The 25,586-nt window shown below is 72.2% G+C and carries 17 protein-coding genes; 6 read left to right on the top strand and 11 right to left on the bottom strand.

Annotated elements, in window-relative coordinates; genetic code table 11:
- Positions 1-2 precede the first annotated feature (2 nt).
- The 10 genes from ilvN to hemE all read right to left on the bottom strand — a co-directional run bounded on the left by ilvN (position 3) and on the right by hemE (position 13,109).
- A complete protein-coding gene (gene ilvN, locus O2L01_RS08370) occupies positions 3-524 on the bottom strand; it encodes an acetolactate synthase small subunit (RefSeq protein ID WP_205324813.1) in 522 nt (173 codons plus the stop codon).
- On the bottom strand, positions 524-2,380 hold the full coding sequence (locus O2L01_RS08365; RefSeq protein ID WP_270121455.1) for an acetolactate synthase large subunit: 1,857 nt from the start codon (positions 2,378-2,380) through the stop codon (positions 524-526). The genes ilvN and O2L01_RS08365 overlap by 1 nt, the downstream gene beginning before the upstream one ends.
- A gap of 226 nt (positions 2,381-2,606) precedes the next feature.
- Positions 2,607-5,369, bottom strand: coding sequence for a putative bifunctional diguanylate cyclase/phosphodiesterase (locus tag O2L01_RS08360; protein ID WP_270121454.1), 2,763 nt, complete (start codon positions 5,367-5,369; stop codon positions 2,607-2,609).
- Positions 5,370-5,508: 139 nt separating this feature from the next.
- Entirely contained in the window at positions 5,509-7,200 is a 1,692-nt protein-coding gene (locus tag O2L01_RS08355; RefSeq protein WP_270121453.1) for a hypothetical protein, read from the bottom strand.
- 102 nt (positions 7,201-7,302) lie between these two features.
- The gene (gene ilvD, locus O2L01_RS08350; RefSeq protein ID WP_270121452.1) at positions 7,303-9,147 is read right to left on the bottom strand and encodes a dihydroxy-acid dehydratase; all 1,845 of its coding nucleotides are present in this window, start codon (positions 9,145-9,147) and stop codon (positions 7,303-7,305) included.
- An 83-nt stretch (positions 9,148-9,230) separates the two neighbouring features.
- Positions 9,231-9,689 carry a S24/S26 family peptidase gene (locus O2L01_RS08345; protein ID WP_270121451.1) on the bottom strand — a complete coding sequence of 153 codons (459 nt, stop codon included), beginning with the start codon at positions 9,687-9,689 and terminating at the stop codon, positions 9,231-9,233.
- The gene (locus tag O2L01_RS08340; protein ID WP_270121450.1) at positions 9,676-9,888 is read right to left on the bottom strand and encodes a hypothetical protein; all 213 of its coding nucleotides are present in this window, start codon (positions 9,886-9,888) and stop codon (positions 9,676-9,678) included. Before O2L01_RS08340 ends, O2L01_RS08345 begins: the two co-directional genes overlap by 14 nt.
- Positions 9,889-9,897: 9 nt before the next feature.
- Positions 9,898-10,611 (bottom strand): hydrogen peroxide-dependent heme synthase, encoded by a 714-nt coding sequence (gene hemQ / locus O2L01_RS08335; protein WP_270121449.1) that lies wholly within the window; start codon positions 10,609-10,611, stop codon positions 9,898-9,900.
- Positions 10,612-10,638: 27 nt separating this feature from the next.
- Positions 10,639-12,057 carry a protoporphyrinogen oxidase gene (gene hemG / locus O2L01_RS08330; RefSeq protein WP_270121448.1) on the bottom strand — a complete coding sequence of 473 codons (1,419 nt, stop codon included), beginning with the start codon at positions 12,055-12,057 and terminating at the stop codon, positions 10,639-10,641.
- Positions 12,054-13,109, bottom strand: a complete 1,056-nt coding sequence (gene hemE / locus O2L01_RS08325) for a uroporphyrinogen decarboxylase (RefSeq protein ID WP_270121447.1) — start codon at positions 13,107-13,109, stop codon at positions 12,054-12,056. The genes hemG and hemE overlap by 4 nt, the downstream gene beginning before the upstream one ends.
- 314 nt (positions 13,110-13,423) lie before the next feature.
- Between hemE and O2L01_RS08320 the strand changes: the two genes are divergently transcribed.
- The 5 genes from O2L01_RS08320 (at position 13,424) to O2L01_RS08300 (ending at position 21,652) form a co-directional block, all read left to right on the top strand.
- On the top strand, positions 13,424-14,581 hold the full coding sequence (locus O2L01_RS08320; protein ID WP_344469141.1) for a ribonuclease D: 1,158 nt from the start codon (positions 13,424-13,426) through the stop codon (positions 14,579-14,581).
- 199 nt (positions 14,582-14,780) lie between these two features.
- Entirely contained in the window at positions 14,781-15,971 is a 1,191-nt protein-coding gene (locus tag O2L01_RS08315) for a thiolase family protein (RefSeq protein WP_270121445.1), read from the top strand.
- Entirely contained in the window at positions 15,971-18,067 is a 2,097-nt protein-coding gene (locus O2L01_RS08310; RefSeq protein WP_270121444.1) for a 3-hydroxyacyl-CoA dehydrogenase NAD-binding domain-containing protein, read from the top strand. Before O2L01_RS08315 ends, O2L01_RS08310 begins: the two co-directional genes overlap by 1 nt.
- A gap of 243 nt (positions 18,068-18,310) precedes the next feature.
- Entirely contained in the window at positions 18,311-19,153 is an 843-nt protein-coding gene (locus O2L01_RS08305) for a hypothetical protein (protein WP_270121443.1), read from the top strand.
- A 213-nt stretch (positions 19,154-19,366) separates the two neighbouring features.
- A complete protein-coding gene (locus O2L01_RS08300) occupies positions 19,367-21,652 on the top strand; it encodes an SCO7613 C-terminal domain-containing membrane protein (protein ID WP_270121442.1) in 2,286 nt (761 codons plus the stop codon).
- A gap of 50 nt (positions 21,653-21,702) precedes the next feature.
- Here the strand turns inward: O2L01_RS08300 and O2L01_RS08295 are convergent, their stop codons facing one another.
- Positions 21,703-22,359, bottom strand: coding sequence for an NADPH-dependent F420 reductase (locus O2L01_RS08295; protein WP_270121441.1), 657 nt, complete (start codon positions 22,357-22,359; stop codon positions 21,703-21,705).
- A gap of 193 nt (positions 22,360-22,552) precedes the next feature.
- On the opposite strand from O2L01_RS08295, the gene O2L01_RS08290 reads away from it, so the two are divergent.
- Positions 22,553-25,204, top strand: a complete 2,652-nt coding sequence (locus O2L01_RS08290) for an SCO7613 C-terminal domain-containing membrane protein (protein ID WP_270121440.1) — start codon at positions 22,553-22,555, stop codon at positions 25,202-25,204.
- Positions 25,205-25,586 lie beyond the last annotated feature (382 nt).

Here is a 25,586-nt window from a genome sequence, read left to right as displayed (position 1 = left end):
TACTAGCTGTTCGGAGAGACGTAGCGGGACAGCGACGCCATCGACTTGGCGCCGCGCCCGAGCGCGACCGTCCCCGACTGGACGAGCTCCTTGATCCCGAACGGCTCGAGGACTTCCAGGAACGCCTCGATCTTGTCGGAGTTCCCGGTGACCTCGAAGGTGACCGTGTCGGGTGTGACGTCGACCGAGCGGGCTTTGAACAGCTCGGCGGCGGCGATCACCTGGCCGCGGGTGGCGGCGTCGGCGCGGACCTTCACCAGCAGCAGTTCGCGCTGCACGGAGGAGCCCGCTTCCAGTTCCACGATCTTCAGGACGTGGATGAGCTTGTTGAGCTGCTTGGTGACCTGCTCCAGCGAGCCCGCCTCGACGTCCACCACGATGGTGATGCGGCTGACGCCGGGGTGCTCGGTCTCGCCGACGGCGAGGGAGTCGATGTTGAAGCCGCGCCTGGAGAACAGCGCGGCCACCCGGGCGAGGACGCCCGGCTTGTTCTCGACCAGGACAGAAAGGGTGTGGGTGCTCATCAGATCTGCCCCTCGTCGTCGAAGTTCGGGCGCACGTCGCGTGCGTAGAGGATCTCGTCGTTGGAGACGCCGGCCGGGACCATCGGCCACACCATGGCGTCCGGCCCGACGGTGAAGTCCACCACCACGGGGCGGTCGTCGATCGCGTTGGCCTGCTTGATCACATCGTCCACTTCGGCGACGGTGTCGGCGCGCAGGCCGACGCAGCCCAGGGCCTCGGCGAGCTTCACGAAGTCCGGCACGCGCGGCGAGCCCTCGGAGTGGTGCGTGGACAGGTTGGTGTTGGAGTAGCGCTGCTCGTAGAACAGGGTCTGCCACTGGCGCACCATGCCCAGGTTGCCGTTGTTGATGACCGCGACCTTGATCGGGATGCCCTCGACCGCGCAGGTCGCCAGCTCCTGGTTGGTCATCTGGAAGCAGCCGTCGCCGTCGATGGCCCACACGGTGCGGTCCATCTGCCCGAGCTTGGCGCCCATGGCCGCCGGGACGGCGAAGCCCATGGTGCCCAGGCCGCCCGAGTTGAGGAACGTGCCGGGCTTCTCGTACTTGACGAACTGGCTGGCCCACATCTGGTGCTGGCCGACGCCGGTGGTCCAGATCGTGTCGTCGGGAGCGAGCTGGCCCAGGCGCTCGATCACGTACTGCGGCGCGGGCAGGCCGTCGTCGATGTCGGTGTAGCCCAGCGGGTACCGGCCGCGCAGGTCGTCGAGGGTCTCCCACCAGGTCTTCAGGCGCTCCTTGCCGCCGTCCTCATAGGCCTCGATCATGGCGGCGATGGCGGCCTTGCAGTCGCCCACGATCGGCACGTCCGCTTCGCGGTTCTTGCCGATCTCGGCCGGGTCGATGTCCACGTGCACGACCTTCGCTTCAGGGGCGAAGGTGGCGAGCTTGCCGGTCACGCGGTCGTCGAAGCGGGCGCCCAGGGCCACCAGCAGGTCGGACTTCTGCAGCGCGTGCACGGCGGGCACGGTGCCGTGCATGCCGGGCATGCCCAGGTGCTGCGGGTGCGAGTCGGGGAAGGCGCCGCGCGCCATCAGGGTCGTCACGACGGGTGCGCCGGTCAGCTCGGCGAGCGCCAGCAGCTCGGCGTGCGCGCCGGACTTGACGACGCCGCCGCCCACGTACAGCACCGGGCGCTTGGCCTCGGCGATGAGCGCGGCGGCCTCGCGGATCTGCTTGCCGTGCGGCTGCGTCGTGGGACGGTAGCCCGGCAGGTCCATCTTGGGCGGCCACACGAACGGCGCGGTGCCGGCGAGGATGTCCTTGGGGATGTCGACCAGGACCGGGCCCGGGCGGCCGCTGGCCGCCACATGGAAGGCCTCGGCGAGCACGCGCGGGATGTCCTCACCGTCGCGCACCAGGTACGAGTGCTTGGTGATCGGCATGGTGATGCCGACGATGTCGGCCTCTTGGAACGCGTCCGTGCCGATGGCGGAGGACGCGACCTGGCCGGTGATGGCCACGATCGGGACGGAGTCCATGTGCGCGTCGGCCAGCGGGGTCACCAGGTTGGTCGCGCCGGGGCCGGAGGTGGCCATGCACACGCCGACCTTGCCGGTGGCGAGGGCGTAGCCCTGGGCGGCGTGACCGGCGCCCTGCTCGTGGCGGACGAGGACGTGGCGCACCTGCTGGGAGTCCAGGAGGGGGTCGTAGGCCGGGAGGATCGCGCCGCCCGGGATGCCGAAGACGGCCTCGACCTCGAGCTCCTCGAGCGCGCGGACGAGGGCCTGCGCGCCGGTGAGGACGGGGGCGGCGGAAGCGCCGATCGGAGGAGCCGGCTTGGGGGCCTTCGGCCTCGCCGGCTGAGCTTTGGCAGCCTGCGGCCCTGGCTTCGGTGCCTTCACTGGTGTGCTCATGTCCTTCGTCCAATAGGGAGATGTGGCTGGTTCGACATGTGGCGTCGTTCCCCGGGCAGAAAAAATCGCCCGCGTGCTAGACGCACGGGGCGAGCGCACCGTCGGAGAACGACGGTGCGCTAGATAAGTACTACGACGAGCGGCCGCGCGGCGGGCGCGGTCGCGATGCTCTGGTCGTAGTTCTGCTTCGGCACGCTCCCCAGGATGCCTGATTCCGGCCCGTGAGTCAACTTTTCTCAGACTTCGGGACGTCGTTCGGCGTGTCGCCGGACGCGGCGCCACCGTCCGGGGCGGCCTCGGGTTCGACCACCGCGGCGGGCGCGCTCTGGGCGGGCAGCGCGGGCCGCTGGGCCTTCGGGTCGTCCGCGAGCCAGCGCGTCAGGTCGTCCGGTTCCATCGGCTTGGCGAGCAGGTAGCCCTGCACGAGCGGCGCTTCGGCGGCGATCATGGCGTTGAGCTGGGTGTCGGTCTCGACGCCTTCGGCGATGACCTCCATGCCGAGGATGCGGCCGAGCGCGACCGTGACGGCCGCGAGGGGGCCCACGCCGCCGTCGTCCTTGGCGATGAGGTCGCGGTCGATCTTGATGATGTCGACCGGGAGCCGCTCGAGCTGGCCGAGCGAGGAGTAGCCGGATCCGAAGTCGTCCAAGGCGATCCGCACGCCCGCGCCGCGCAGGGCGCTGAGCTGGGCGACGAGGGTGTTCATCTGGTGGGAGAAGTCGTGCTCGGTCACCTCGAGCACGAGGCGGCGGGCCGGGACGCCGGCGGCGATGAGCGCGGTGTTCACCTCGGTGGCGAACAGGTGGGTGTGGAGCTCCTTGACGGAGACGTTGACCGAGATCCAGGCCTTGATGCCGGCGGCGGCCCAGGTGGCGAGCTGCTCGGCGGCGCGGTTGACGGTCCACACCGCGAGGTCCTGGGTGAGGCCCGACTCGGTGGCGGCGGGAATGAACTCGCCGGGGCTCACGTGGCCGAGGCGGGGGTGGTGCCAGCGCATGAGGGCTTCGGCGCCGACGATGGAGCGGTCGGCGGTGGAGAACACGGGCTGGAAGACCAGGCGCAGCTCGTCGCGGCGGATGGCGCCGCGCAGCTCTTGGGTGAGCTCGTTCTTGCGGCGCACCTTGCGGTCGAAGTCGGCGTCGTAGGTGGCGTGGCGGTTCTTGCCGGCCTGCTTCGCGGCGCGGAGGGCGAGGTCGGCGTTGCGCAGCAGGATCTCGGGGTCGCCGAAGCCCTCGGCGGCGGTGGCGATGCCGACCGAGCCGGTGGTGAAGACCGTCGACTCGTCGTGGAAGTCGTACGGCTCGCCGAGGCGGGCGACGAGGGCCTTGGCGGTGGCGACGGCCTCGGACCAGCTGGCGCGCAGGAGGATCGCGAACTCGTCGCCGCCGAGGCGGGCGCCCACGTCGGTGGGGCGCAGGAGTTCCTTGATGCGCCGGGAGACCTCGACGAGGAGTTCGTCGCCGAAGTCGTGGCCGCGCGTGTCGTTGACGTTCTTGAAGCCGTCGAGGTCGAGCAGGAGGAGCGCGGTCTCGTGCTCGGCGGCGCTCACGCCGTCCTCGAGGCTCTGGAGGAGCGCGCGGCGGTTCGCGAGGCCCGTGAGCGGGTCCGTGTAGGCCATGCGGGCGAGCTCGGTCTCGAGGCTGCGGCGGGCGCCCACGTCCTCCATGCGGGCCACCAGGCCCCGTACTTGGGGTTTGCCGCGCAGGTCCGTCACGACGGTCTCGGTGTGGCGCCAGCGGCGGGCGGAGTCGCGCACGCGGATGTTGAGGGAGACCTGGCGGGTGTGGCTGATGCCGTCAAGGAGGGTGCGGAGGTCCTCTTCGGCGGCGCGGCGGTCGTCCATGTGGACGAGTTCGAGGAAGCGCGCGCCGACGCAGCTCCCGGAGTCGGTGGCGGGCCGCCACGCGGAGTCCTCGGGGTGCCAGGTGACGGTGAGGTCGGGGTCGAGGACGAGGACGGTGTCCGAGGCGACCCCGACGATCGCGGAGAGCTTGCGCTGGCGGGCGGCGGCCTCGCCGGTGACGCGGCGGACGTCGAAGTAGGTGAGGACGAGTCGCGCAGCGAGGGTCCCGGCGGCGGCGAGGGCGAGGAGCGCGGCGTCGAGCGGGAGGGGGCCGGTGTTGGCGCCGTTGTAGAGGACCGCGGCGGCGGCGAGGCCGGCCGCGCCGCCCATGACGGTGTAGTGGACGCCGGGGTAGTTCGGCTTGTCGACGGGGGCGGGCTTCTGGGTGCGGGCCAGGTAGGTGACGCCGAGGATGGCGGCGCAGGTGGCGACCCAGGCGAAGGACCACCAGAGGATGCGCACGTCCGGGCGGTCCCACTGCCAGGCGGCGAAGGTGGCCATGCCGGTGAGGTGCACGGCGAAGACGGCCATGTACGCGAGGGCGTGGCGGCGGCGCCAGCGCTGGATGCGGAAGGTGGTGGTGAAGCCGACGCCGAGCATCACGATGCCCATCATCGCGGGGATGACGATGGCGAGGTCGCCGTCCGCGAGGTGCCCGCGGAACTGCTGGAAGAGCGGCCGGGCGAGGAGGAGCCAGGCGGCGAAGAGGAAGCAGAGGCCGACGAACGCGCCGTCGACGAGGCGGCGCTGGACCGCCTGCGGGTCCCAGCCGTTGTCGGGGAGGCGCAGCAGCGCGAGGGACCAGATGACGGTGGCGGCGCTGAGGCCGATCCCGGCGACGACGGTGGCCGAGCCGCCCGGGAGCCAGCACGCGGCCGCGAGGGTGGCGGCGATGGTCTGGATGCCGGCGGCGAGGAGCTGGTAGGTGACGCGGCGGCCCGGTGCGATGCGTCCGGCGGCGCGCCACATGAGGAGTCCGGCGCCGGCCGCGCCGATGCTGCCGAGGGCGACGGCGGAGGCGGGCTCGATGACGCGGAAGGCCGAGTGCACGCCGACGACGACGGCGGCGGTGAGGACAGAGCACCACACGGCGGCGGTCGCGAACCACGACAGCAGCTGCCGCACGCGGCGGGGGGTTGGCGCCATCCACTGACCCAATCGTAGGAAACCTCGTGCTTAACAGGATGCCGCATCCTCGCACCGATCCGTATCGGGCCCTCCGCAAGTGCGGGTGCGGGTGCCGTGCAGGGGGGTACGCGGCGTCCGGCTTGACCGGGAACGGGGCTTACGCGGCGCCGCCGGAGGCGCCTGGCGCGTCGAGGGCGCCCGAATCCGGTTCGGCGGGAAGGGATTCGCGGAGGTCTGCGAGGGCGCGGCGGGTGGCGATGCCGCGTTCGGTCTCGGCGCGTTCTCGGCTCTCGGCGTCCTTGCGGGCGGTCAGGAGCGCGGCGCGGATCTCGGCGAGCTGGTCGTCCCGGCGCTCGTCGCCCTTCCTGGCCTTGGCGGCGTCCGTGCGGTACCTCCAGAGCGGGATGACGACGCCGAGGGCGAACAGGACGGCGGCGAACCACTGGGCGATGACCAGCATGGACACGCTGAGGAGGCCGAGCACGGACGCGAACGCGATCGTGAGGGGCTTGGAGGGTGCGGCGGCGGCGAAGGCCTGGTCGACGCGGCGTTCGACGGCGGCGAACTGCTCGGGGTCGTGGCCGTCCTTGGTGACGTGGATGAGTTCGCCGCGGCGGCGCACGGTGACGGTGACGGTCTCGGTAGTGCCGATGGAGGCTTCGAGATGGTCGAGGCGCGCGCGGAGGATCGGGGCGGCGAGGCCGAGTGCGAGGCGGCGCAACGGGATCGGGGCGGCGGGGTCGAATAGGTCGCGGCGGAGGAGGTCGGCGACCGTGCCGACCGGCGCGGTCCAGGACCGGTCGTCGTCACGCCCGCCGGAAGCCGGGTCGAGTTCGGCCATCTGCCGCACGAGCGGGAGTTCGGCCGGGCTCGGTTCCTCGATGAGTTCCTGGAGGTAGCGGCGCCAGGCGGTGTCGTCTCGGGCGGGGTCGGAGGGGCTTGGCTCAGGACCGGTGTCCGGGGTTTCACCCGCCGGAGTGACGGCGGGAGCGAGCATCGGTGCGCCGGTCGCGGCGGCAGGGCCGGGTTCCTCGGCGAAGTGGGCTTGCAAGGCCGCCAGGGCTTCCGTGCGGGTCGGCTGGTGCGAGTCGTTCGCGCCGAACCGCTCGACGGCGTCGTCCCAGGCCGCGAGGGCTTCCTCGTCGAGCGCTCCGGGGTCGAAGCGTTCGCGCAGCAGCGCGGCGATCTGCTCTTTCGGGCCGGGCCCGAAGGCCCCGAGCGCCGCCTGCTCCCACAGCGTGCGCCAGCCCCGGGCGACCTGTCCCGGTTCCGCGACGCCGAGGTCGGCGGGTTCGGCGAGGAGGCGCAGCGCGGCCGCGTCGATGAACGCGGGCTGGCCGAAGCAGCGGCCGACCGCGAGGCTGAACAGCTCGGTGCGCACCGCGTCGCGCTCGCGCGCGGTCTCGAGGCCGGTCTTGAGGTCGGCGAACGGACGGCCGGTCCGCTGCGTCGGTACGCGATCGCGCACGACCAGCGGCAGGACCGCGGCCGCGGCGGAGGGCAGCCAGTACCCGGGCACGTCCTCGAAGCCGCGCAGGAGGGGCACACGGCCCTCGGCGAGGGCCCGCACGGTATTGCGGATCTCCTTGCGCGCCTGGTACTCGTCGAACTCGATGAGCTGGAAGCGCAGCTCGGTCCAGGCGAGCAACGCCTCGATCCGCCCGGACACCGAGTCGAGCTTCGAGTCGACCTGCTCGAGGTCCTGCTCGAAGCGGTTCCGGGCGTCCTCCATCTGGCGGCGGCGCGCCGCCCGCTCGGCCGCCAGCTCGTCGTCGAGGTCGTTGATCGCCTGGGTCTGCGACCATTCCTGCGTGAAGTCCGACCAGTTCCACTGGCTCACACGCGCCATCGGGCACACTCCGGGGTTCGAGGGGGTTCGGGCGCTGTTCATTGTGCCCGGGACGCGCCAACGGCGGGGCCCTCGAGAGGACCCCGCCGTCGCTTCGTCGCGCTAGTTGACCTTGCGGACCGCGCCGTCGCTGGCCGGAGTGGCCATCGCGGCGTACGCCTGCAGGGCGCGGGAGACGTACCGGTCGCGGTTCACCGGCGTGTAAGGCTGCTCGCGCTTCTCCTGGGCCACACGGCGTTCGGCGAGCACGGCGTCGTCGACCCGCAGCTCCAGCCTGCGGGCCGGGATGTCGATCTCGATGATGTCGCCGTCCTCGACCAGGGCGATCAGGCCCTCGCCGGCCGCCTCGGGGCTCACGTGCCCGATCGAGAGGCCGGAGGTGCCGCCCGAGAAGCGGCCGTCGGTGATGAGCGCGCACTTGCGCCCCAGGCCGCGGCCCTTCAGGAACGAGGTCGGGTAGAGCATCTCCTGCATGCCGGGGCCGCCCTTGGGGCCCTCGTAGCGGATGACGACGACCTCGCCCTCCTTCACGGACTTGTCGAGGATGCCCTGCACCGCGTCGTCCTGCGACTCGAAGACGTGCGCCGGACCGGTGAAGGTCCAGTTCTCCTCGGGCACGCCCGCGGTCTTGACGACGCAGCCGTCCACGGCGAGGTTGCCGAACAGCACGGCCAGGCCGCCGTCCTTGGTGTAGGCGTGCTCGACGGAGCGGATGCAGCCTTCTTCAGCGTCCGTGTCGAGGGTCTTCCAGCGGTTCGCGGTCGAGAACGCCTGCGTGGTGCGCACGTTGCCGGGCGCGGCGTGGAAGAGCTCGATCGCCTCCCGGGCCGGGGCCTCGGAGCGGATGTCCCACTTGGCCAGCCATTCGGCCAGCGACGCGGAGTGCACGGAGCCGACGTCCTCGTGGAGGAGCCCGCCGCGGCGCAGCTCGCCCATGATCGCGGGGATGCCGCCGGCGCGGTGGAAGTCCTCCATGTGGAACTTCGGCGAGTTCGGGGCGACCTTCGCCAGGCACGCGACGCGGCGCGAGATCGCGTCGATGTCGGAGACCTGGAAGTCCAGCTCGGCCTCGCGGGCGGCGGCAAGCAGGTGCAGGATCGTGTTCGTGGAGCCGCCCATGGCGACGTCCATCGCCATCGCGTTCTCGAACGCGCCGCGGGTGGCGATGCTGCGCGGCAGGACCGACTCGTCGTCCTGCTCGTAGTAGCGGCGGGCCAGGTCCATGACCGTGCGCCCGGCCTCCTCGAACAGGGCCCGGCGGGACGTGTGCGTGGCGAGGGTCGAGCCGTTGCCCGGCAGGGACAGGCCCATGGCCTCGGTGAGGCAGTTCATGGAGTTCGCGGTGAACATGCCCGAACAGGAACCGCAGGTCGGGCACGCGTCGAGCTCCATCTGGCGCAGCTGCGCGTCGGAGACGTCGTCGTTCGCGGCCGCGACCATCGGGTCGACGAGGTCGAGCTTCTGGACGACGATGCCGTCCTTGTCGACGGTCTTGCCGGCCTCCATCGGGCCGCCGGAGACGAACACGACCGGGATGTTCAGGCGCAGCGCGGCCATGAGCATGCCGGGGGTGATCTTGTCGCAGTTGGAGATGCAGACGAGCGCGTCCGCGCAGTGCGCGTTGACCATGTACTCGACGGAGTCGGCGATGATCTCGCGGCTGGGCAGCGAGTAGAGCATGCCGCCGTGGCCCATGGCGATGCCGTCGTCGACGGCGATCGTGTGGAACTCCTTGGACACGCCCCCGGCCTCGGCGATGGCCTCGGCGACGATGTCGCCCATGTTCTTGAGGTGCACGTGTCCCGGGACGAACTGCGTGTACGAGTTGGCGATGGCCACGATCGGCTTGCCGAAATCGGAGTCGGTCATGCCCGTTGCGCGCCAGAGCGCGCGAGCGCCCGCCATCTGGCGGCCGTGTGTGGAAGTTCGTGAACGTAGCGCTGGCATGCAACAAGTCTGCCACGTCCCGAATGCCGGGAAGAATCGCCCGGAACTTAGGACTCCCTAAGGCAGCCGCAGGTGGGCGCGGGTCAGAACGAGCGGATGACTGAACCGACGATCAGGTTCCCAGGGCACGGCCCGTGCCGGCGCGAGTCCTCCCCCGCCGGGTTGTCCGAGAGGAGGAAGTAGTGGCCGGGCGGGACGGGCTCGCCGGAGCCGGGCATAGGCTCGCCCGGTCCGGCTGCGACGCGTTTCACCCACCAGGGCGACGGCGCCGATTCACGGCCCGCAAGCCTCGCCGAGGGCGCGCGCTTGGCCTCGGCCCAGCCGAGCTGCGGATCGGGCGCGGCCGCGACCACGATATCCCCGGTCTTGATCCGGCGCGTGCGCTTGGCGAGCACTTCCTCGCCGTCGCGCAGCGCCGGGACCATCGAGACGCCCTCGACCTTGACGAGCAGCCAGCGGCGGCGGAGCTGCCGCACCGACTCGGCCATCAGCACCGCCACCGCGATGAGCGCCAGCGCCGAGAGCAGGTCAGAAGAGGTCATCGATGCCGCCCTCTTCGACCTCCTCCGGCCGCTTCTTGCGGAAGCGCTCGAACACGGAGAAGGAGGTGAGGCCGAGCGCGGCCATCACCAGGAGCACGGCGTAGGCCAGCGCGGCGACGACCACGATGACCGCGACGACGTTGATGGTCACGAACGCCGGGTAGACGCCGTCGAGGTTGTGCTGGTTGGTCGGGTCCATGCCCAGACCCTACGGCAGGTCGTTGATGATGTCGGTGATGCTGCGGCGCTTGCCGGTGTAGAACGGGATCTCTTCGCGCACATACAGTCTCGCGCGGGAGGCGCGCAGTTCGCGCATGAGGTCGACGATGCGGTGGAGCTCGTCGGCCTCGAAGGCGAGGATCCACTCGTAGTCGCCGAGGGAGAAGGCGGGGACGGTGTTGGCGCGGACGTCCGGGTAGTCGCGGGCCATCTGGCCGTGCTCGCGCAGCAGGTCGCGGCGCTCCTCGTCGGGGAGGAGGTACCAGTCGTAGGACCGCACGAACGGGTAGACGGAGACGTAGCCCTTCGGGTCCTCGGTGAGGAACGCGGGGAGGTGGCTGCGGTTGAACTCGGCGGGGCGGTGCAGGGCCATGTTGGACCAGACCGGGGCGAGGTGGCGGCCGAGGGCGGAGCGGCGGAAGTCCGAGTAGGCCTTCTGGAGCTGGTCCGAGGATTCGGCGTGCCACCAGACCATGAGGTCGGCGTCGGCGCGCATGCCGGTGAGGTCGTAGGTGCCGCGCACGGTGACGCCCGCGTCGCTGCAGTGCTTCGCGAAGAACGCCTCCATGTCGCTGGCGAGGTCCTGGCGGATCGAGGGCATGGGCTCCTGGACGCGGAACACCGACCACAGCGTGTAGCGGATGGTGTCGTTGAGCTCCTTGATGCGCTGCGCGTTCGGGTTGTTCCCCTGGTGTTCAGCCACGTTGCGGCCCTTCTGGTTCGAGTCCGATTACTGTTCCCGGCGCGCGGGCTCCACCGAGGCCGCGATCGTATCGGCCGCCTGCTGGCCGGAGGCGATGCACGCCGCGATGCCGACGCCGTCGACCGCAGCGCCGGCGATGGCGATGTTGGGGTGCGCGGCGAGGGCCTCGCGGGCGGCGGCGATGCGGGCGCCGTGGCCGGGCGAGTACTGCGGGAGGGCGCCGCCCCAGCGGTCGATGCGCTGCTCGACGGGTTCGGGCAGGCGCTGCCCGAGGTGTTCGCCGAGTTCGCGGAGGGCGGTCTTGGCGAGGGTGGTGTCGTCGTACTGGAGCAGGGCCTCTTCGCCGAGGCGGCCCATGGAGACGCGCACGATCTGGAAGCGGCGGCCGAGGTGCGGCCATTTCTTGCTGGCGAAGGTGGCGGCCTTGACGGTCTTGCCTTCGGAGGCGGGGGTGAGGAAGCCGGAGCGCTCGGGCAGGTCGATCTGGTCGAACGCGAAGGCGGCCAAGGCGACCGAGGCGTAGGCGACGCCCGAGAGGGCGGCGGCGGCCTGGGGTTCGACGCCGCGCAGGAGCTCGGCGGCGGGCTTGGCGGGGACGGCGAGGATGACGGCGTCCGCGGTGATCTTGATGGGGTCGGGCACGGGCCCGGCGATGACCTCCCAGCCGTAGGGGGTCTGGCGGAGTTCGCGCACGGTCATGCCGAGGCGGATCTCGGCGCGGGCCGAGGCGGAGGTGGCGGTGACGAGGCGTTCGAGGCCGCCGTCCACGGTCGCGAACACGGGCTTGCGGGGCCCGTCGCTCGGCGGGCGCTTGATCTCGTTGACCGCGTCCGTCAGGCGCGCATGGCGTTCGAGAGCGGAGGCGAGCTGCGGCATGACGGCGCGCACGGAGAGGCGGTCGACGTCGCCGGCGTAGACGCCGCCGAGCATCGGGGCGACGAGCCGGTCGAGGACCTCGTCGCCGAGGCGCGAGCGGACGAGCGCGCCGACGGACATGTCCGCGCCGGGCTCGAGGATCGGGAGGCCGTTGTCGGGGCGCTCCTTGGCGTTCGCGATGGCCGCGACGTCGGCGGGGTCGCCGGGGATGCCCATCATGTGCCCGGCGGGGAAGTCGAGGAGTTCGCCGCCGAGGCTCAGGGCGGGCTTGGCCGCGGAGGGATACACGATGGCGTCGCCGAGGCCCACGGCCTCGGCGAGGTCGATCGCCTCGGGCCGGGCGGCCAGGAGCGATTCGGCGCCGGTCTCGACGGGGCGGCCGGCGAAGTCGACGGTGTGGATCTTGCCGCCGAGGCGCATGGCCTGCTCGGCGACGATGATCTCGGCGTCGGGGCCGAGGTGTTCGCGCAGGCGGTGCGCGGCGGCGAGGCCGGTGATGCCGCCGCCGACGATGAGGACCCGCGTGCGGCCGGGGGTGCCGGTGACGCGGGCGGGGGTCATCGGGCTCATCGGGCGGTGGCCTCGCGGCTGGTCCGCTCATGAACATGGTCGACGACGAGCTTGAGCTTGGCCGGGTCGGACTCGGGCAGGACGCCGTGGCCGAGGTTGAAGACGTGGCCCTTGGCGGCCTCGGCGGCTTCGAGCACCGCGTCGGTCTCGGCGATGAGCGCGTCGTCGTCGGCGAGGATCAGGGCCGGGTCGAGGTTGCCCTGGAGGACCTTGTCCGGCAGGCGCTTCGCGGCCTGGTCCAAGGGGATGCGGAAGTCGACGCCGCTGACTTCGGCGCCGGTCTCGGTCATCGCCTCGAGCAGGTGCCCGGTGCCGACGCCGAAGTGGATGCGCGGCACGGAGTTCGCGACGCCCGCGAGCGCGGCGGTGGAGTGCGGCAGGGCGAACCTGCGGTAGTCGGCCTCGGAGAGCGCGCCGGCCCAGGAGTCGAAGAGCTGCACGGCCTGCGCGCCGGCCTCGACCTGGACGCGGAGGAACTCGCCGCAGATCGCGGCGAGGCGGGAGGCGATGCCGTGCCAGACCTCGGGCTGGGACTTCATGAGCGCCTTGGTCTTGGCGTGGTCCCGGCTGGGGCCGCCCTCGACGAGGTAGGACGCGAGGGTGAAGGGGGCGCCGGCGAAGCCGATGAGCGGCGTGTCGCCGAGCTCCTTGACGAGCAGCCCGATGGCCTCGGTGATGTAGGGGACGTCGCACGGGTCGAGGTTCCGCAGGCGCTTGACGTCGGCCTCGGTGCGGAAGGGCTCGGCGACGACGGGGCCGACGCCGGGGACGATCTTGACGTCGACGCCGATGGCGGCGAGCGGTACGACGATGTCCGAGAAGAAGATCGCGGCGTCCACGCCGTAGCGGCGCACCGGCTGCATCGTGATCTCGGCGACCAGCTCGGGGGTGCTGCAGGCCTCGAGCATCGTGGTGCCCTTGCGGGCCTCCTTGTACTCGGGCAGCGAGCGCCCGGCCTGGCGCATGAACCAGACGGGGGTCCGGCTCGGGGTCTCACCGCGGCAGGCCGCGAGGAACGGGGACGCTGTGGAAACCGCTGCTTCGTTGGACACGGTCCAATCCTTTCACGCCGATCGCACGACCGCCCGCAGCGGCGAGTGCGGTGTGGCCCGCGTCCGTGCGGTCGCACCGCGCGCCCCCGCGGCTGCGATGTGCCCCGCACTCCCGCTGCGACTGTGGCGGACGACCCCTCACCTGGCCGTCCATCATGGAGGTCAAATAGGGTGATTGAGCCACTATCGGGTGGAAATCGGTCTCCAGCGCGGCGGGGCAGTAGCGCGCGCAGGTTACCTGGCCGTACGGTGAACAGGTGACCGATCCCCAGCCCGAGCCCGAAGCCGAACTCCTCACCGAGCCGCGCGAAGGCATGCCGCCGCTCATCCAGACCTCCGCCGAACTGGCCGAGGCCGCCGCACGTCTCGAGGCGGGGTCCGGTCCCATCGCCATCGACACCGAGCGCGCCTCCGGTTTCCGCTACTCGGGTCGCGCCTACCTCATCCAGCTCCGCCGCGCCGGCGCCGGCTCCGTCCTCGTCGACCCCATCCCGATCGAGGACCTCTCGCCGCTGCGCCGCGCCCTCACCGGCCCCGAGTGGATCCTGCACGCCGCCAGCCAGGACCTCCCGTGCCTGGAAGAGCTCGAGCTGCGGCCCACGCGCCTGTTCGACACCGAGCTCGCGGCGCGGCTGTGCAACTTCGAGAAGGTCGGGCTGGCCTCGATCACCGAGCAGCTGCTCGGCTTCCGCCTCGAGAAGCAGCATTCGGCGGCCGACTGGTCCTCGCGCCCGCTCCCCCACGACTGGCTCGTGTACGCCGCGCTCGACGTGGAACTCCTCACCGAGCTGCGCGGGAAGCTCGCTGCCGAGCTCGCCAAGCAGGGCAAGACCGAATGGGCCGAGGCCGAGTTCGAGCACGTGCGCCTCGCCGGCCCGCCGAAGCCCCGCAAGGAGCCGTGGCGGCGCACCAGCGGCATCCACAAGGTGCGCGGCGCGCGGGCCCTCGGCCGCGTGCGCGCGGTGTGGGAGGCCCGGGACAACCTGGCGCGCAAGCTCGACCGCGCGCCCGGGAAGGTCCTGCCGGACGCGGCGATCGTGGAGGCGGCGACCGCCGACCCGACCGACTTCGCGGAGCTGATGAGCCTGCCGGGGTTCCGGCGGCGCGGCGGCCGCACCAACGCGCGGCTGTGGCTGGCGGCCCTCGCAGACGCGCGGACCGTGCCGAACGACGAGCTGCCGTCGACCACCCCGCCCCAGGACGGCCCGCCCGCGACGCACCGCTGGGCCGACCGCGACCCGGTCGCCGCCGAACGCCTCGCCGCCGCCCGCGAGGTCGTCACCGAGACCGCCGAGCGGCACAACCTCCCGCCCGAGAACCTCATCGCGCCCGCGCTGGTGCGCGGCCTCGCCTGGGAGCCTCCGAAGAAGGTCGGCGAGCAGCACGTCCGCACGGTCCTCGCCGAGGCCGGCGCCCGCGAATGGCAGATCGGCCTCCTGGCCGACGGCCTCGCGAAGGCCCTCGAAGCCTGATCCTTCGGCAGTCGCAGCGGCGGGACTCCGACGGGTTCGGCCGCCAGGCGCACCCTCGTTATGACGTGCCGGGACGCGCGTTCGTGAAAGCATCGGGAGGCTCGCCCGGGGCGGGCCGTGACTTCGAACTTACTTGCGGGTAACATTCGTTGTGACGTTGCACTCTCAACGACGCTGCATACCCAAAGGAGGGGCTGGCGTGAACGACACCATCCGCGATGTCGTCTTCGTCGACGGGGTACGGACCCCGTTCGGCAAGGCGGGGAAACTCTTCGAAGAGACCCGCGCCGACGACATGATCATCCGCTGCATCAGGTCGCTGCTGCGCCGCAACCCGGGGCTGCCGCCTGAGCGGGTCGACGAAGTGGCCCTCGCGGCCACCACGCAGATCGGCGACCAGGGCCTCACGCTCGGCCGCACGGCCGCTCTCCTGGCCGGGCTGCCGAAGTCCGTCCCCGGCTACTCGATCGACCGCATGTGCGCGGGCGCGATGACGGCGGTGACCAGCGTGTCGTCCGCGATCGCCGCCCGCCAGTACGACATCGCCATCGCCGGCGGCGTCGAGTCGATGTCGAACCACCCGATGGGCGAGGGCGTGGACCCCAACCCGCGCATCATCGCCGAGAAGCTGGTCGACCCCGAGGCGCTCAACATGGGCAACACGGCCGAGAACCTGCACGACCTCTACCCGCACATCACCAAGGCGCGGGCCGACGCCTACGCCGTGGGCACGCAGCAGCGCTACGCCGCCGCCGTCGAGCGGCTGAGCGCGGACGTCACCACGATGGCCGCGCGCTCGACCGACGACGGCTGGACCGTCGCCACGGCCGACGAGCTGCCGCGCCCCGGGACCACCCTGGAAGGCCTCGCGAACCTGCGGACGCCGTTCCGCCCGCACGGCCGCGTCACCGCCGGCACCGCCGCGCCGCTCACCGACGGCGCCACCGCGTGCCTCCTGGCCGACGCCGAGACCGCCGCCGAGCTGGGGCTGCCCGTCGCCATGAAGATGGTGGGCTACGCCTTCGCCGGCGTGGACCCCGAGACCATGGGCTCGGGCCCGATCCCCGCCACCGAGAAGGCCCTCGCCCGCGCCGGACTGTCCATCGAGGACATCGGCCTGTTCGAGATCAACGAGGCCTTCGCCGTCCAGGTGCTCGCGTTCCTGGACCACTTCAAGATCGCCGACGACGACCCGCGCGTCAACCCGTGGGGCGGCGCGATCGCCGTGGGCCACCCGCTGGCCTCCTCCGGCGTGCGCCTCATGACGCAGCTCGCCCGCGAGTTCGCCGTGCACCCCGAGGTGCGCTACGGCATCACCACCATGTGCGTCGGCCTCGGCCAGGGCGGCACGGTCATCTGGGAGAACCCGAACTTCAAGGGGGCCAAGTAATGTCCGCGACTCCGTATGCGACACCGCTCGACCTTCCCGATTTCGAGGAAGAGGTCGTCACCGAGGCCCACGTGCGGTACCTGGAACCGCGCGGGCTCGGCGGCAAGGCCGCGCTCATCACCCTCGACAACGGCTACGACCACACCAAGCCCAGCTCCTTCGGGCCCGGCGGGCTCAAGAACCTCTGGCGCGCACTGGACGAGGTCGAGTCCCAAGAGGACCTCAAGCTGATCGCCGTGACCGGGAAGCCGTTCATCTTCCTGGCCGGGGCGGACATCAAGCTCATGCCGAGCCTCGAATCCCGCGAGCAGGGCCTCGCCCTCGCGCAGGCCGGGCACGCGCTCTACAAGCGACTCAAGGACTCCACGGTCCCCACGTTCGCGTTCGTCAACGGCGTGGCCCTCGGCGGCGGCTTCGAACTCGCGCTGCACTGCCACTACCGCACCGTGAGCACCAGCGCGAACGGCCTGGGCCTGCCCGAGGTCTCGATCGGGCTCATCCCCGGCTGGGGCGGCTCGCAGATCCTGCCGAACCTCATCGGGGTCGAGAAGGCCGCGCAGGTCATCGTCGGGAACCCGTTGAACCAGAACAAGATGCTGCGCGGCACGGACCTCGTGCCGATGGGCATCGCCGACGCCGAGTTCGAGGGCGCGGACTTCCTGGAGGAATCGCTCGAGTGGGCCGTCAAGGTCGCCACCGGCGAGACCGCCGTGGAGCGCCCCGAGGTCGACCGGTCCGTGTGGCCCGCGGTCATCGCCGGGGCGCGGCAGCTCGTGGACGAGAAGGTCCACAACGCCTCCGCCGCGGCCGTGCGGGCGCTCGACCTGCTCGAGCTCGCGCAGACCGCCACGTTCGAGGAGGGCTCGCTCGCCGAGGACGAGGCGCTGGCGGACCTGGAGGCCGGGCCGCAGTTCCAGTCCAGCATCTACGCGTTCAACCTGGTCCGGGCCCTGGGCAAGCGCCCCGAGGGCGCGCCGAGCCCGGGGCTGGCCAAGGAGATCGGCAAGGTCGGCGTGGTCGGGGCCGGGCTCATGGCCGGGCAGATCGCGCTCATGTTCGCGCGCCGCCTGGAGGTGCCCGTCGTGATGACGGACCTGGACGAGGAGCGGGCCCAGAAAGGCCTGGCGTACGTGCGGGCCGAGATCGACAAGCTCGAGGCCAAGGGCCGCACGTCGCGGCTCAAGGCCGCGAAGCTCCGCGCGCTCGTGTCGGCCAGCGCGGACAAGTCCGTGTACGCCGACTGCGACCTGGTGATCGAGGCGGTCTTCGAGGAGCTGGGCGTCAAGCAGGCGGTGTTCGCCGAGATCGAGCCGATCGTCTCGGAGGAGTGCCTGCTGGTCACGAACACCTCGGGGCTCTCGGTGACGGCGATGGGCGCGAAGCTCGCGCACCCCGAGCGCCTGGTCGGGATGCACTTCTTCAACCCGGTGGCGGTGATGCCGCTGGTGGAGGTCATCGCGACCGACAAGACCGACGACGCGACGCTGGCGACGGCGTACGCGGTGGCGAAGAAGCTGAAGAAGACCGCGGTGGGCTCGGCCGACCGGCCGGCGTTCATCGTGAACCGGCTGCTCGGGCGGATGCTCGCGGAGGTCACGGGCGCGGTGGACGCGGGCACCCCGATCGAGGTCGCCGATGTGGCGCTCGACGAGCTGGGGCTGCCGATGCGGCCGTTCGCGCTGCTGGAGCTCGTGGGCCTGCAGGTGGCCTGGCACCTGTGCCAGCACCTGAACGAGGACCTGGGGCCGCGGTTCCCGGCGTCGCAGAACCTGCGGCGCATGGCCGAGGCGGGCTTCCCGGTGTTCGACGCTGCGGCGAAGGGCAAGGGGCGGCTGACCGAGGAGGCGAAGGGCCTGATCGAGCTGGGCGGCGAGGCGTCGTCGGCCGAGGAGGTCAAGGAGCGGGTGCTCAAGGGCCTGGCCGAGGAGGTCAGGTTCATGCTCGACGAGGGCGTGGTGCCGTCGGCGAAGCAGATCGACCTGGCGATGATCATGGGGGCGGGCTTCCCGTTCTGGCTGGGCGGGCTCACGCCGTACCTGGACAGGGAGGGGATCTCGACCGCCGTGTCCGGATCCCCGTTCCTGGCAAACGCTTAGGTGTGCCCGGTCACATTATCTTTGCGACGAGCCCCGACTCAGCCGTTCGGCCGAGTCGGGGCTCGTACCGTGTCCGGAGGGGGTGCCGGGGCACCCCGGATGTGCTCGTACACATACCACGATAGGGCAGGTACCGGGCATTTGCCTTGACCGCAACTTACTCGCCAGTTACCCCGCGGCGCCTTTGGAAAACGCTGATCCAACCGGCTTTGACCTGGCTTTTGTCGCCCCTACGGTTGCCGAGTGCAAATTCGCAAGATCATCGAAGGCGTGACCGGCTCGGTCCGGAGCGCCGCCGCCGAGATCTCTCAGCGGTCGAGCAAATTCTTCTCCAACAGCGAGGGCGAGCACCACCGCGTCCGCCGTCTCGCCGTCGTCGGCATCGCAGCCGCCGTCTTCACCGGCACCGGCGCCACCGCCGCGTGGGCCATCAGCAACACCGAGGAGCCCGTCACCGAGGTCGCCGCCGAGGCGCCCGCAGAGACGACCGAGGCTCCCGCCACCACCGAGGCTCCGGCGACCACCGCCGCCCCGGCGCCGGCCCCGGCACCGGCACCGGCCCCCACCACCGAGGCTCCCGCCCCGGCTCCCGCTCCCGCAGCCGCTCCGACTCCCGAGAAGGAGCCGACCGGGCCCGTCGACATCGACGTGGACGACCTGGACGACGAGCAGGAGGCCAACGCGGTCACCATCATCGAGACCGGCAAGGAGCTGGGCTTCGACGAGCAGGGCTGGGCCGTCGCCCTCGCCACCGCGATGCAGGAGGCGCAGATGTACAACGCCGCCTCCGACGCCGTCCCGGAGAGCTACGACTACACCGACTCGGACGTCACCTACACCGACCACGACTCGGTCGGCATCTTCCAGCAGCGCCCGTCCATGGGCTGGGGCTCCGTCGAAGAGCTGATGGACGTCGGGACCTCCGCGAGCAAGTTCTACGGCACCCTCAAGGACGTCGACGGCTGGGAGGGCATGTCGATCGCCGAGGCCGCCCAGACCGTGCAGGTCTCCGCCTTCCCGGACGCCTACGCCCAGTGGGAAGACCTGGCCTGGAACATCATCGACGCCTACGAGGCGGCGAGCTAAGGACGAGCAGGACTTTTCCCTCCTCCCGATGGAACGGGGCCCCGCTGCTGCGAGCGGGGTCCCGTTCCTCTTTTCCCTCCCAGGAATCGTTTAGAGGAATCCACGAAATATCGGGGCCGTGACCGGAAGGCGACCGCGCGTTCTTGTGCAGGCCCCACAAATCGTGTCCGATTCGTCCCATTCACGGTTTGACAGGGCTTCGACACTGTCCGTATGAACGCAACCGACACCCCTCGGCCCGAAGCCGACCGCCCGCTGCCCTACCCCGGTCCTCCCCCTGTTCAGCCCCCGCCCGCCGCCCGCGCGGAACGGCGCGCCGAGCTCACCGCCAAGACCGTCCAGATCGTCCTGCTGTGCCTCGGCGGGCTGCTCCTGACGGCCGGGATCATCGTCTTCACCGCCGTCGCCTGGCGCCAGCTCGGCGACGGCGGCCGCCTCACCATCCTCGCCGGGGCCACCGGCCTGCTGCTCGCCGTGCCGCCGGCGCTCACCCGGTTCCGCCTGTGGGCGACGGCCGAGACCCTCGCCGCCACGGCGACGCTCGCGCTGTGGTGCTCGGCCCTCGCCGGGTACTACCTGTACCTGCCGAGCGGCACCGGGCTCACCGCCGTCGCGGTCGCCCGCTGGACCGCGGCCGTGCTGGTCGCCGCCGCGCTCTACCGCATCGCCGCCCGGGTCAGCGCCCCCGCCTGGGCGCTGCTGCCGCTGGCCGCGACCGGCGCGGCCTTCGCCGCGTTCGGCGACGCCGTCGAAGCCGCCCTGCACATGGGCCTCATCGGCGCGGTGCTCGCCGGTGCGGCCTGGACCGTGAAGGCCGCCCCGACCCGCCACGCCGCCTCCGACCAGTGGTCGGCCCGCGTGCTCCTCGCCGCCGGCGTCACCACCGTGTTCCTCGCCGGGCTCCGCGCGGCCTTCGGACTCGACGCGGCGCTGCTGCCCGCCGTGGCCGCCGTCGCGACCCTCCTCGCCGCCGCCGTACTGCTCGCCCACGCGCACGCCCACGGCACCGGCGCGGCCCGCCCGGCCGTCCTCGTGCTCGGCCTGAGCGCCGCCGCGCTCACCGTCACCGCCTGGATCCTGGCGCTCCGGGCCGGCGAACCGCTCCTCGCCGTGCCCGCGTTCGCCCTCGCGATCGCCGCGATCATCGTGTTCGCCTCGTGGACCGACCAGAACGAGGACGTCGCCTGGATCGCCCCCACGGCGACCGCCGCCACCCTCGTCACCGCCGTCGCCACGCTCGGCGCCGTCACCACCGACGCCTCCGGGCTCACCGCCTACGCCGGGGCGACCGCGCTCGCCCTCGCGGCCGCACTGATCTTCCCCGCGCCGCTGTCCACGGCGCTGCGGCGCTCGGCCGCCGCCGTCGGCACGGTCGTCCTCGCCTGGTGCACGGCCTTGAGCCTCACGGCGTTCCCGGTCGCGTTCGGCGCCGACCCGATCGACGCGCTCGATTGGGAGATCCCCGCGGTCGCGGCCGCGTGCGCCCTCGGGGTGACGCTGGTCCGCAAGGGCTGGCGGCGCGACTACCTCGCCGTCCTCACCGCGGTCGCCGCGCTCGGCGCGGGCGGACTCCTCGACCGGCCCTGGGCGCCCGCCGCGTCCTTCGCGGTCGCCGCCGTCGCGGTCCTGTTCATCGCCTTCACCTCGCCCGGACCGATCCGCCGCGTCGCCGCCTGGCCCGCCGCGCACCTGTGGATCGCGGCCGCCACGCTCGCCGCGACCTACGAGCGGTCCTCGAACAGCGTCGACGCCGAGGCCGCGTTCATGGTCGCCGCGGTCGGCGCCGCCGCGCTCCTCGCCGCCGTCCACGTCAAGCCCCCGGCCGCCGCGAACGCGCGCCTCGCCGCGCGGGTCAGCGCGCACGCCGCCATCGGGATCCACCTGGCGTGGCTCACCACCCCGAGCCTCTTCGAGGGCGTGAACCTGTACGCGCCCTTGGCGTTCCTCGCCTACGCGGCCGCGCTCTCCGTCGCCGCCCTCGCGAACCGGGCGTACCGCGTCGGGCACGTCCTCGGCTCCTGCGGGGCCGCCGTCGCCGCGCAGCTCCTGCTCACCGCCTACAGCGGCGCGGACACGGTCGAGTACTACACCGGCCCGCCCGCCGCGCTGCTCTTCGGCGTCGGCCTCTGGCTGCTGCGCCGCAACCCCGAGACCGGCTCGTGGGCCGCGCTCGCCCCGGCCCTCGCGCTCGGCTTCGGGCCCTCGCTGGCGCTCGCACTCGGCCCGGACGGCGAACCGTGGCGGCGCCTCGCCGTCGGCGCGGCCGCCCTCGCGGTGCTGCTGCTCGCGGCCAACCGGCGCTGGCAGGCTCCGCTCGTCATCGCCGCGATCGTGCTCACCGCCTTGGCGGTCAACGAGATCGCGCTCGTGTGGAGCCTGGTGCCGAAGTGGGCGCCGCTGGCGGTCGGCGGCGCGGTCCTCATCGCCGCCGGGGCGACGCTCGAGCAGCGCCGCCGCGACCTCGCCAGGATCGGCCGCTCGCTCAAGGCGATGCGGTAAAGGGAAAAACGGGCCCCGCGTCGAGTGACGCGGGGCCCGCCGTCGTGCTGCTAGCGGGCGATCTTGAAGTTGAAGCGGTTGTGGCCCACCGCGAGCCGCACCCGCAGCCAGAACGCGAGGGCGGTCTCCACGCCCCGCGCGGACTCGATGCCGCCGAGGTCGAGCACGTCCGTGTGACCCATCTGCTCCAGCAGCTCGGTCGCGACCCGCTTGGCCTCGGCGTCCTCGCCGGAGACGAACACCGTGTGGTCGGCCCCGGCGACGAGCGCCGGATCGGCCATCACGTCGCAGTTCATCGTGTTGAGGGTCTTGACGACGCGCGTTTCGGGGAACGCGCGCTGGATCCGCTCGCCGAGCGAGTCGGTCTCGTTCGCGCCCACCAGCGGCAGGCCGTCCGCCGGGGTCATCTCGTTGGCGACATCGAGGAGGACCTTCCCCGCGAGGTTCGCCGCGCCCGCGGCATCGAGCGCGGCGAGCGAGTGCGTGCCGGAGGTGGCGTTCACGACCAGGTCCGCGTCCGCGGCCGCGTCGGCGAACGACGCGATGGCGATCTGGGGCCGTTCGGCCGCCCAAGCGGCGTAGTCGCCGCCGCGGGCGAGCGTCGCGGCCGGGTCGCGCGTGCCGACCGCGACCTCATGGCCGAGTTCGGCGAAGCGGCCGGCCAGCGCGCGGCCGACGGCGCCGGTCCCGAGTACTGCGATCTTCATGTTGCCGCCCTTCGAGAGTCGTTGAGGAGTGGGGCATCGAGGATTCAACCAGACGGCAGGGCGAACCGTTTAGAGGAATCCTGAAAGAATGCGGAGGGAAGCGGGGCCCTCAAGCAATGCCCGTTGTGGGAGGTCTACAAAACGCGTCCGTTTTGCCCGAATCACAGGTTGACAGGATCAGCACACTGTGCACATGAACACGTACAACTGCCCCCGCTGCGGCAGCCCTTCCACGGCCGAGCGGTGTCCGGCGTGCGGTCGCGGTCCCGAACCGCTGCTCGCACGGCTCGGCGAGGTCGACGCCGTGCTGGCCGCGATGCCCACCACGCTGCAGAGCCGCGCGGCCGTCGAGGCCGAGCGGATCGAGGTGCTCAATGGACTCACGCAGGTGGCCGCCCGCTACCTCGCCGAGGCCGAAGGCCACGCCCGCGCCGCCCAGCAGGCCTCGCCCGCGCCGCTGACCCCGGCCGAAGGGGTCCCCGCGCCGACCGCGCCCGCCACCCCGCCCGGCGGGACGATGCCGGCGCCCGCCATGCCGTCGCCCGGCATGGCGCCCAACGTGCAGCCGCCCGGCGTGCCGCCCTACCCGTACCAGCAGCAGCCGCACACGCCGCCCGGCGGCGCTTTCGGGCTGCCGCGCGAGCGCGGCGAGGTCGGCACCAAGACCGTCCAGACCGTGCTCCTCAGCCTCGGCGGCGCGCTCGTCGCCGCCGCACTCATCATCTTCACCGCCGTCGCCTGGCGCAACATGGGCAACGGCGGCCGGGCCGCCGTCCTCGGCGGCGTCACGCTCCTGCTGCTCGCGATCCCGTTCACGCTCAAGCGGTTCCGCCTCTGGGCCACCGCCGAGACCTTCGCGGCGCTCGCCGCGCTCGCCCTCTGGTGCACCACGCTCGCCGGGTACTACCTGTACCGGCCGCCGGGCGCCGAGTTCGGGCCCGGGGCCGTGGGCGCCTGGACCGCCGGGGTCCTCATCGTGCTCGCCGTGTACCGGGCGTTCGCGCGGCTCAGCGCGACCGGCTGGGTCATGCTGCCGCTCGCGCTCATCGGCGCCGCGTACGCCGCCGCCGCGAGCATCGGCACCGCCGTGGTGCTCATGCTCGCCATCGCCGCCGCCCTCGGCGCGGCCGCCTGGGTCACCGCCAGACTGCCCGGCCACTTCGCGACCTCCGACCTGTGGGCCGGACGCTTCCTCACCTGCGCCGCCGTCGTGGCCGCCTGCTCGGCGGGGCTGCGCGCGGCCTTCGGCGTCGCCGACCCGGTGGTCCCGTCGATCGCCGCGGCCGTGGCGGTTCTCGCCGCCGCCAACCTCGTCGGCGTCCGCTTCGCCCAGCGCCTCGGCGTCACGCTGAACACCATGCTCATCGCCGGTTCCGCCGCAGGATCGCTCGTGCTGTGCGCGTGGGTCCTCGCGGTCCGATCCGGTTCGCCCGAGCTCGTCGTGCCCTCGCTGACGCTGCTCGCCGCCACGTTCGTTCCCTTCGTGGCAGGCCGGAGCCGCAGGGACGCATGGGGTTTCAGCTCGGCCGTCATCGCCGGGCTGTGCGGGGTGGCCGTGTTCGCCGCCGTCGCGTTCGACGCCCCCGACCTCACCGCGTACTTCGTCGCGTTCCTCGCCGCGCGCCTGCTCGCCCCGGTCCTCACCGACCCGCTCGGCAGCGCGTTCCGCACCGCGTCCTACTTCGTCGGCGCCGGCACGGCCGTCATGACCTCGCTCGTCGCCCTCGGCGGCGTCGGGTACCTGTTCGGCTTCGGCTGGGACCTCTTCAGCGTCGAAGTGCCGATCGTGCTGGTGGCGTTCGCGATCGCCTCCGTGCTGCTGCCGCGCGCGTTCCGGCTCGACGGGGCGGCGCTCGCCGTCACGTTCGCGGTCGAGTCCTCGGCGGTACTCCTGTGGGACCAGGATCCGATGCGGTACGACGCGTTGCCCACGATCGCGCTCATGGTCTGCGGCGCGATCGGCCTCGCGGCGGCGCTGTTCTCGGGGACGCTCACCGGCCGCTGCTCGGGCTGGGTCGCGCTCGCCGTGTGGGCGCCGCTCGCCGGAGCGGCCGCCTACGAGAGCGAGACGCTCTACCCGGGCCAGGGCTGGATTCCGCTGTGGCTCACCGTGACCGCCGCGACGATGCTCGTCGTCGCCGTGGGCGCCCCGCGCCGCAGCCGCCCCGACCGGGTGCTCGCCGCGATCCTCGCGCACGTCCTCGCGGGCGCCACGACGGTGATCAGCGCACTCGTCGAGTTCTTCGACTGGACGTACGACGACGGCAACGCGCTCATGCCGGCCGCGCAGTTCGGGATCTACGCGCTCGCGCTCGCCGGGGCGGCGATCATGGCTCCGGTCCGCAAGTGGGGCTATGTGATCGCGTCGCTGTGCGTCGGCTCGCTCGCCTGGTGGTCGATGCTCGCGGCGCTCGAGGTCGGCACTCTGGAGTTCTACACCGCGCCGCCCGCGGCCGTGGTGTTCCTCATCGGACTGTGGCGGATCGAGCGGCAGCCGGAGGCCGGGTCGTGGGCGACGCTCGCGCTGCCGATCCTCATCGGCATCGCCCCGAGCCTGCTGCTGGCGGTCGAGGACGACAACGAGCTGCGCCGTGTGGGCGTGGGCGCCGCCGCGATCGCGGTGATCATCACCGGCCTCGCGCGGCGCTGGCAGGCGCCGCTGGTGCTCGGCTCGATCGCCTTGGCGATCTTGACGATCAACGAACTGGCGCTCCTCTGGGACCACATCCCCGTCTGGATCCCGCCGGCCATCGGCGGCGCGATCCTCATCAGCGCCGGGGCCACGTTCGAGAAGCGCCGCCGCGACCTCCGCCGCATCCGCGCGAGCCTGAAGACGATGCGGTAGTCCAGCCGGTGCCGACCATGCGGTGAGCTCCGAGACAGACGATGCCGCCCGCACCGCACCGCGCCAACGCAATCGAGGCGGTGCGGTGCGGTGCGGCTTTTTACCGTCCACTAGCCCCCACCCACCACTAGAGGGGAAGAGACTGTGGCGCCATCGTCCCGCCCAGGTCCGACAAGAACCGGCCCCGGCGGCCGAAGTGTCGCCCGAAAGAGTGAGCGCGAGTGAAACGGCGCGGCCGGTCCTGAACGTGATCGCGCATGAAGCGGCGCGGCCGGTCCCGGAATGAGTACACAAGCAGCGGCGGGGGGGGGGGCGGGCGGGGCGGCGGGCGGCGCGGCGGGGGGGGGGGGGGGGGGGGGGGTGGGTGGGGCGGGGGGGGGGT

Origin of the sequence: Glycomyces lechevalierae (genome assembly GCF_027622945.1) — a bacterium.
Taxonomy (GTDB): Bacteria; Actinomycetota; Actinomycetes; order Mycobacteriales; family Micromonosporaceae; genus Glycomyces; species Glycomyces rutgersensis.
Note: the sequence above shows the minus strand (reverse complement) of the source record. Positions and strands in the feature narration are given on the sequence as shown.

Bases quoted from the DNA above. Each gene is read 5' to 3' on its own strand.
- O2L01_RS08320 (WP_344469141.1), top strand. From the start codon at position 13,424: ATGCCGCCGCTCATCCAGACCTCCGCCGAACTGGCCGAGGCCGCCGCA.
- O2L01_RS08345 (WP_270121451.1), bottom strand. From the start codon at position 9,689: ATGACCTCTTCTGACCTGCTCTCGGCGCTGGCGCTCATCGCGGTGGCG.
- O2L01_RS08290 (WP_270121440.1), top strand. From the start codon at position 22,553: ATGAACACGTACAACTGCCCCCGCTGCGGCAGCCCTTCCACGGCCGAG.
- O2L01_RS08310 (WP_270121444.1), top strand. From the start codon at position 15,971: ATGTCCGCGACTCCGTATGCGACACCGCTCGACCTTCCCGATTTCGAG.
- O2L01_RS08365 (WP_270121455.1), bottom strand. From the start codon at position 2,380: ATGAGCACACCAGTGAAGGCACCGAAGCCAGGGCCGCAGGCTGCCAAA.
- O2L01_RS08355 (WP_270121453.1), bottom strand. From the start codon at position 7,200: ATGGCGCGTGTGAGCCAGTGGAACTGGTCGGACTTCACGCAGGAATGG.
- O2L01_RS08360 (WP_270121454.1), bottom strand. From the start codon at position 5,369: ATGGCGCCAACCCCCCGCCGCGTGCGGCAGCTGCTGTCGTGGTTCGCG.
- O2L01_RS08340 (WP_270121450.1), bottom strand. From the start codon at position 9,888: ATGGACCCGACCAACCAGCACAACCTCGACGGCGTCTACCCGGCGTTC.
- ilvN (WP_205324813.1), bottom strand. From the start codon at position 524: ATGAGCACCCACACCCTTTCTGTCCTGGTCGAGAACAAGCCGGGCGTC.
- O2L01_RS08300 (WP_270121442.1), top strand. From the start codon at position 19,367: ATGAACGCAACCGACACCCCTCGGCCCGAAGCCGACCGCCCGCTGCCC.
- ilvD (WP_270121452.1), bottom strand. From the start codon at position 9,147: ATGCCAGCGCTACGTTCACGAACTTCCACACACGGCCGCCAGATGGCG.
- O2L01_RS08295 (WP_270121441.1), bottom strand. From the start codon at position 22,359: ATGAAGATCGCAGTACTCGGGACCGGCGCCGTCGGCCGCGCGCTGGCC.
- hemG (WP_270121448.1), bottom strand. From the start codon at position 12,057: ATGAGCCCGATGACCCCCGCCCGCGTCACCGGCACCCCCGGCCGCACG.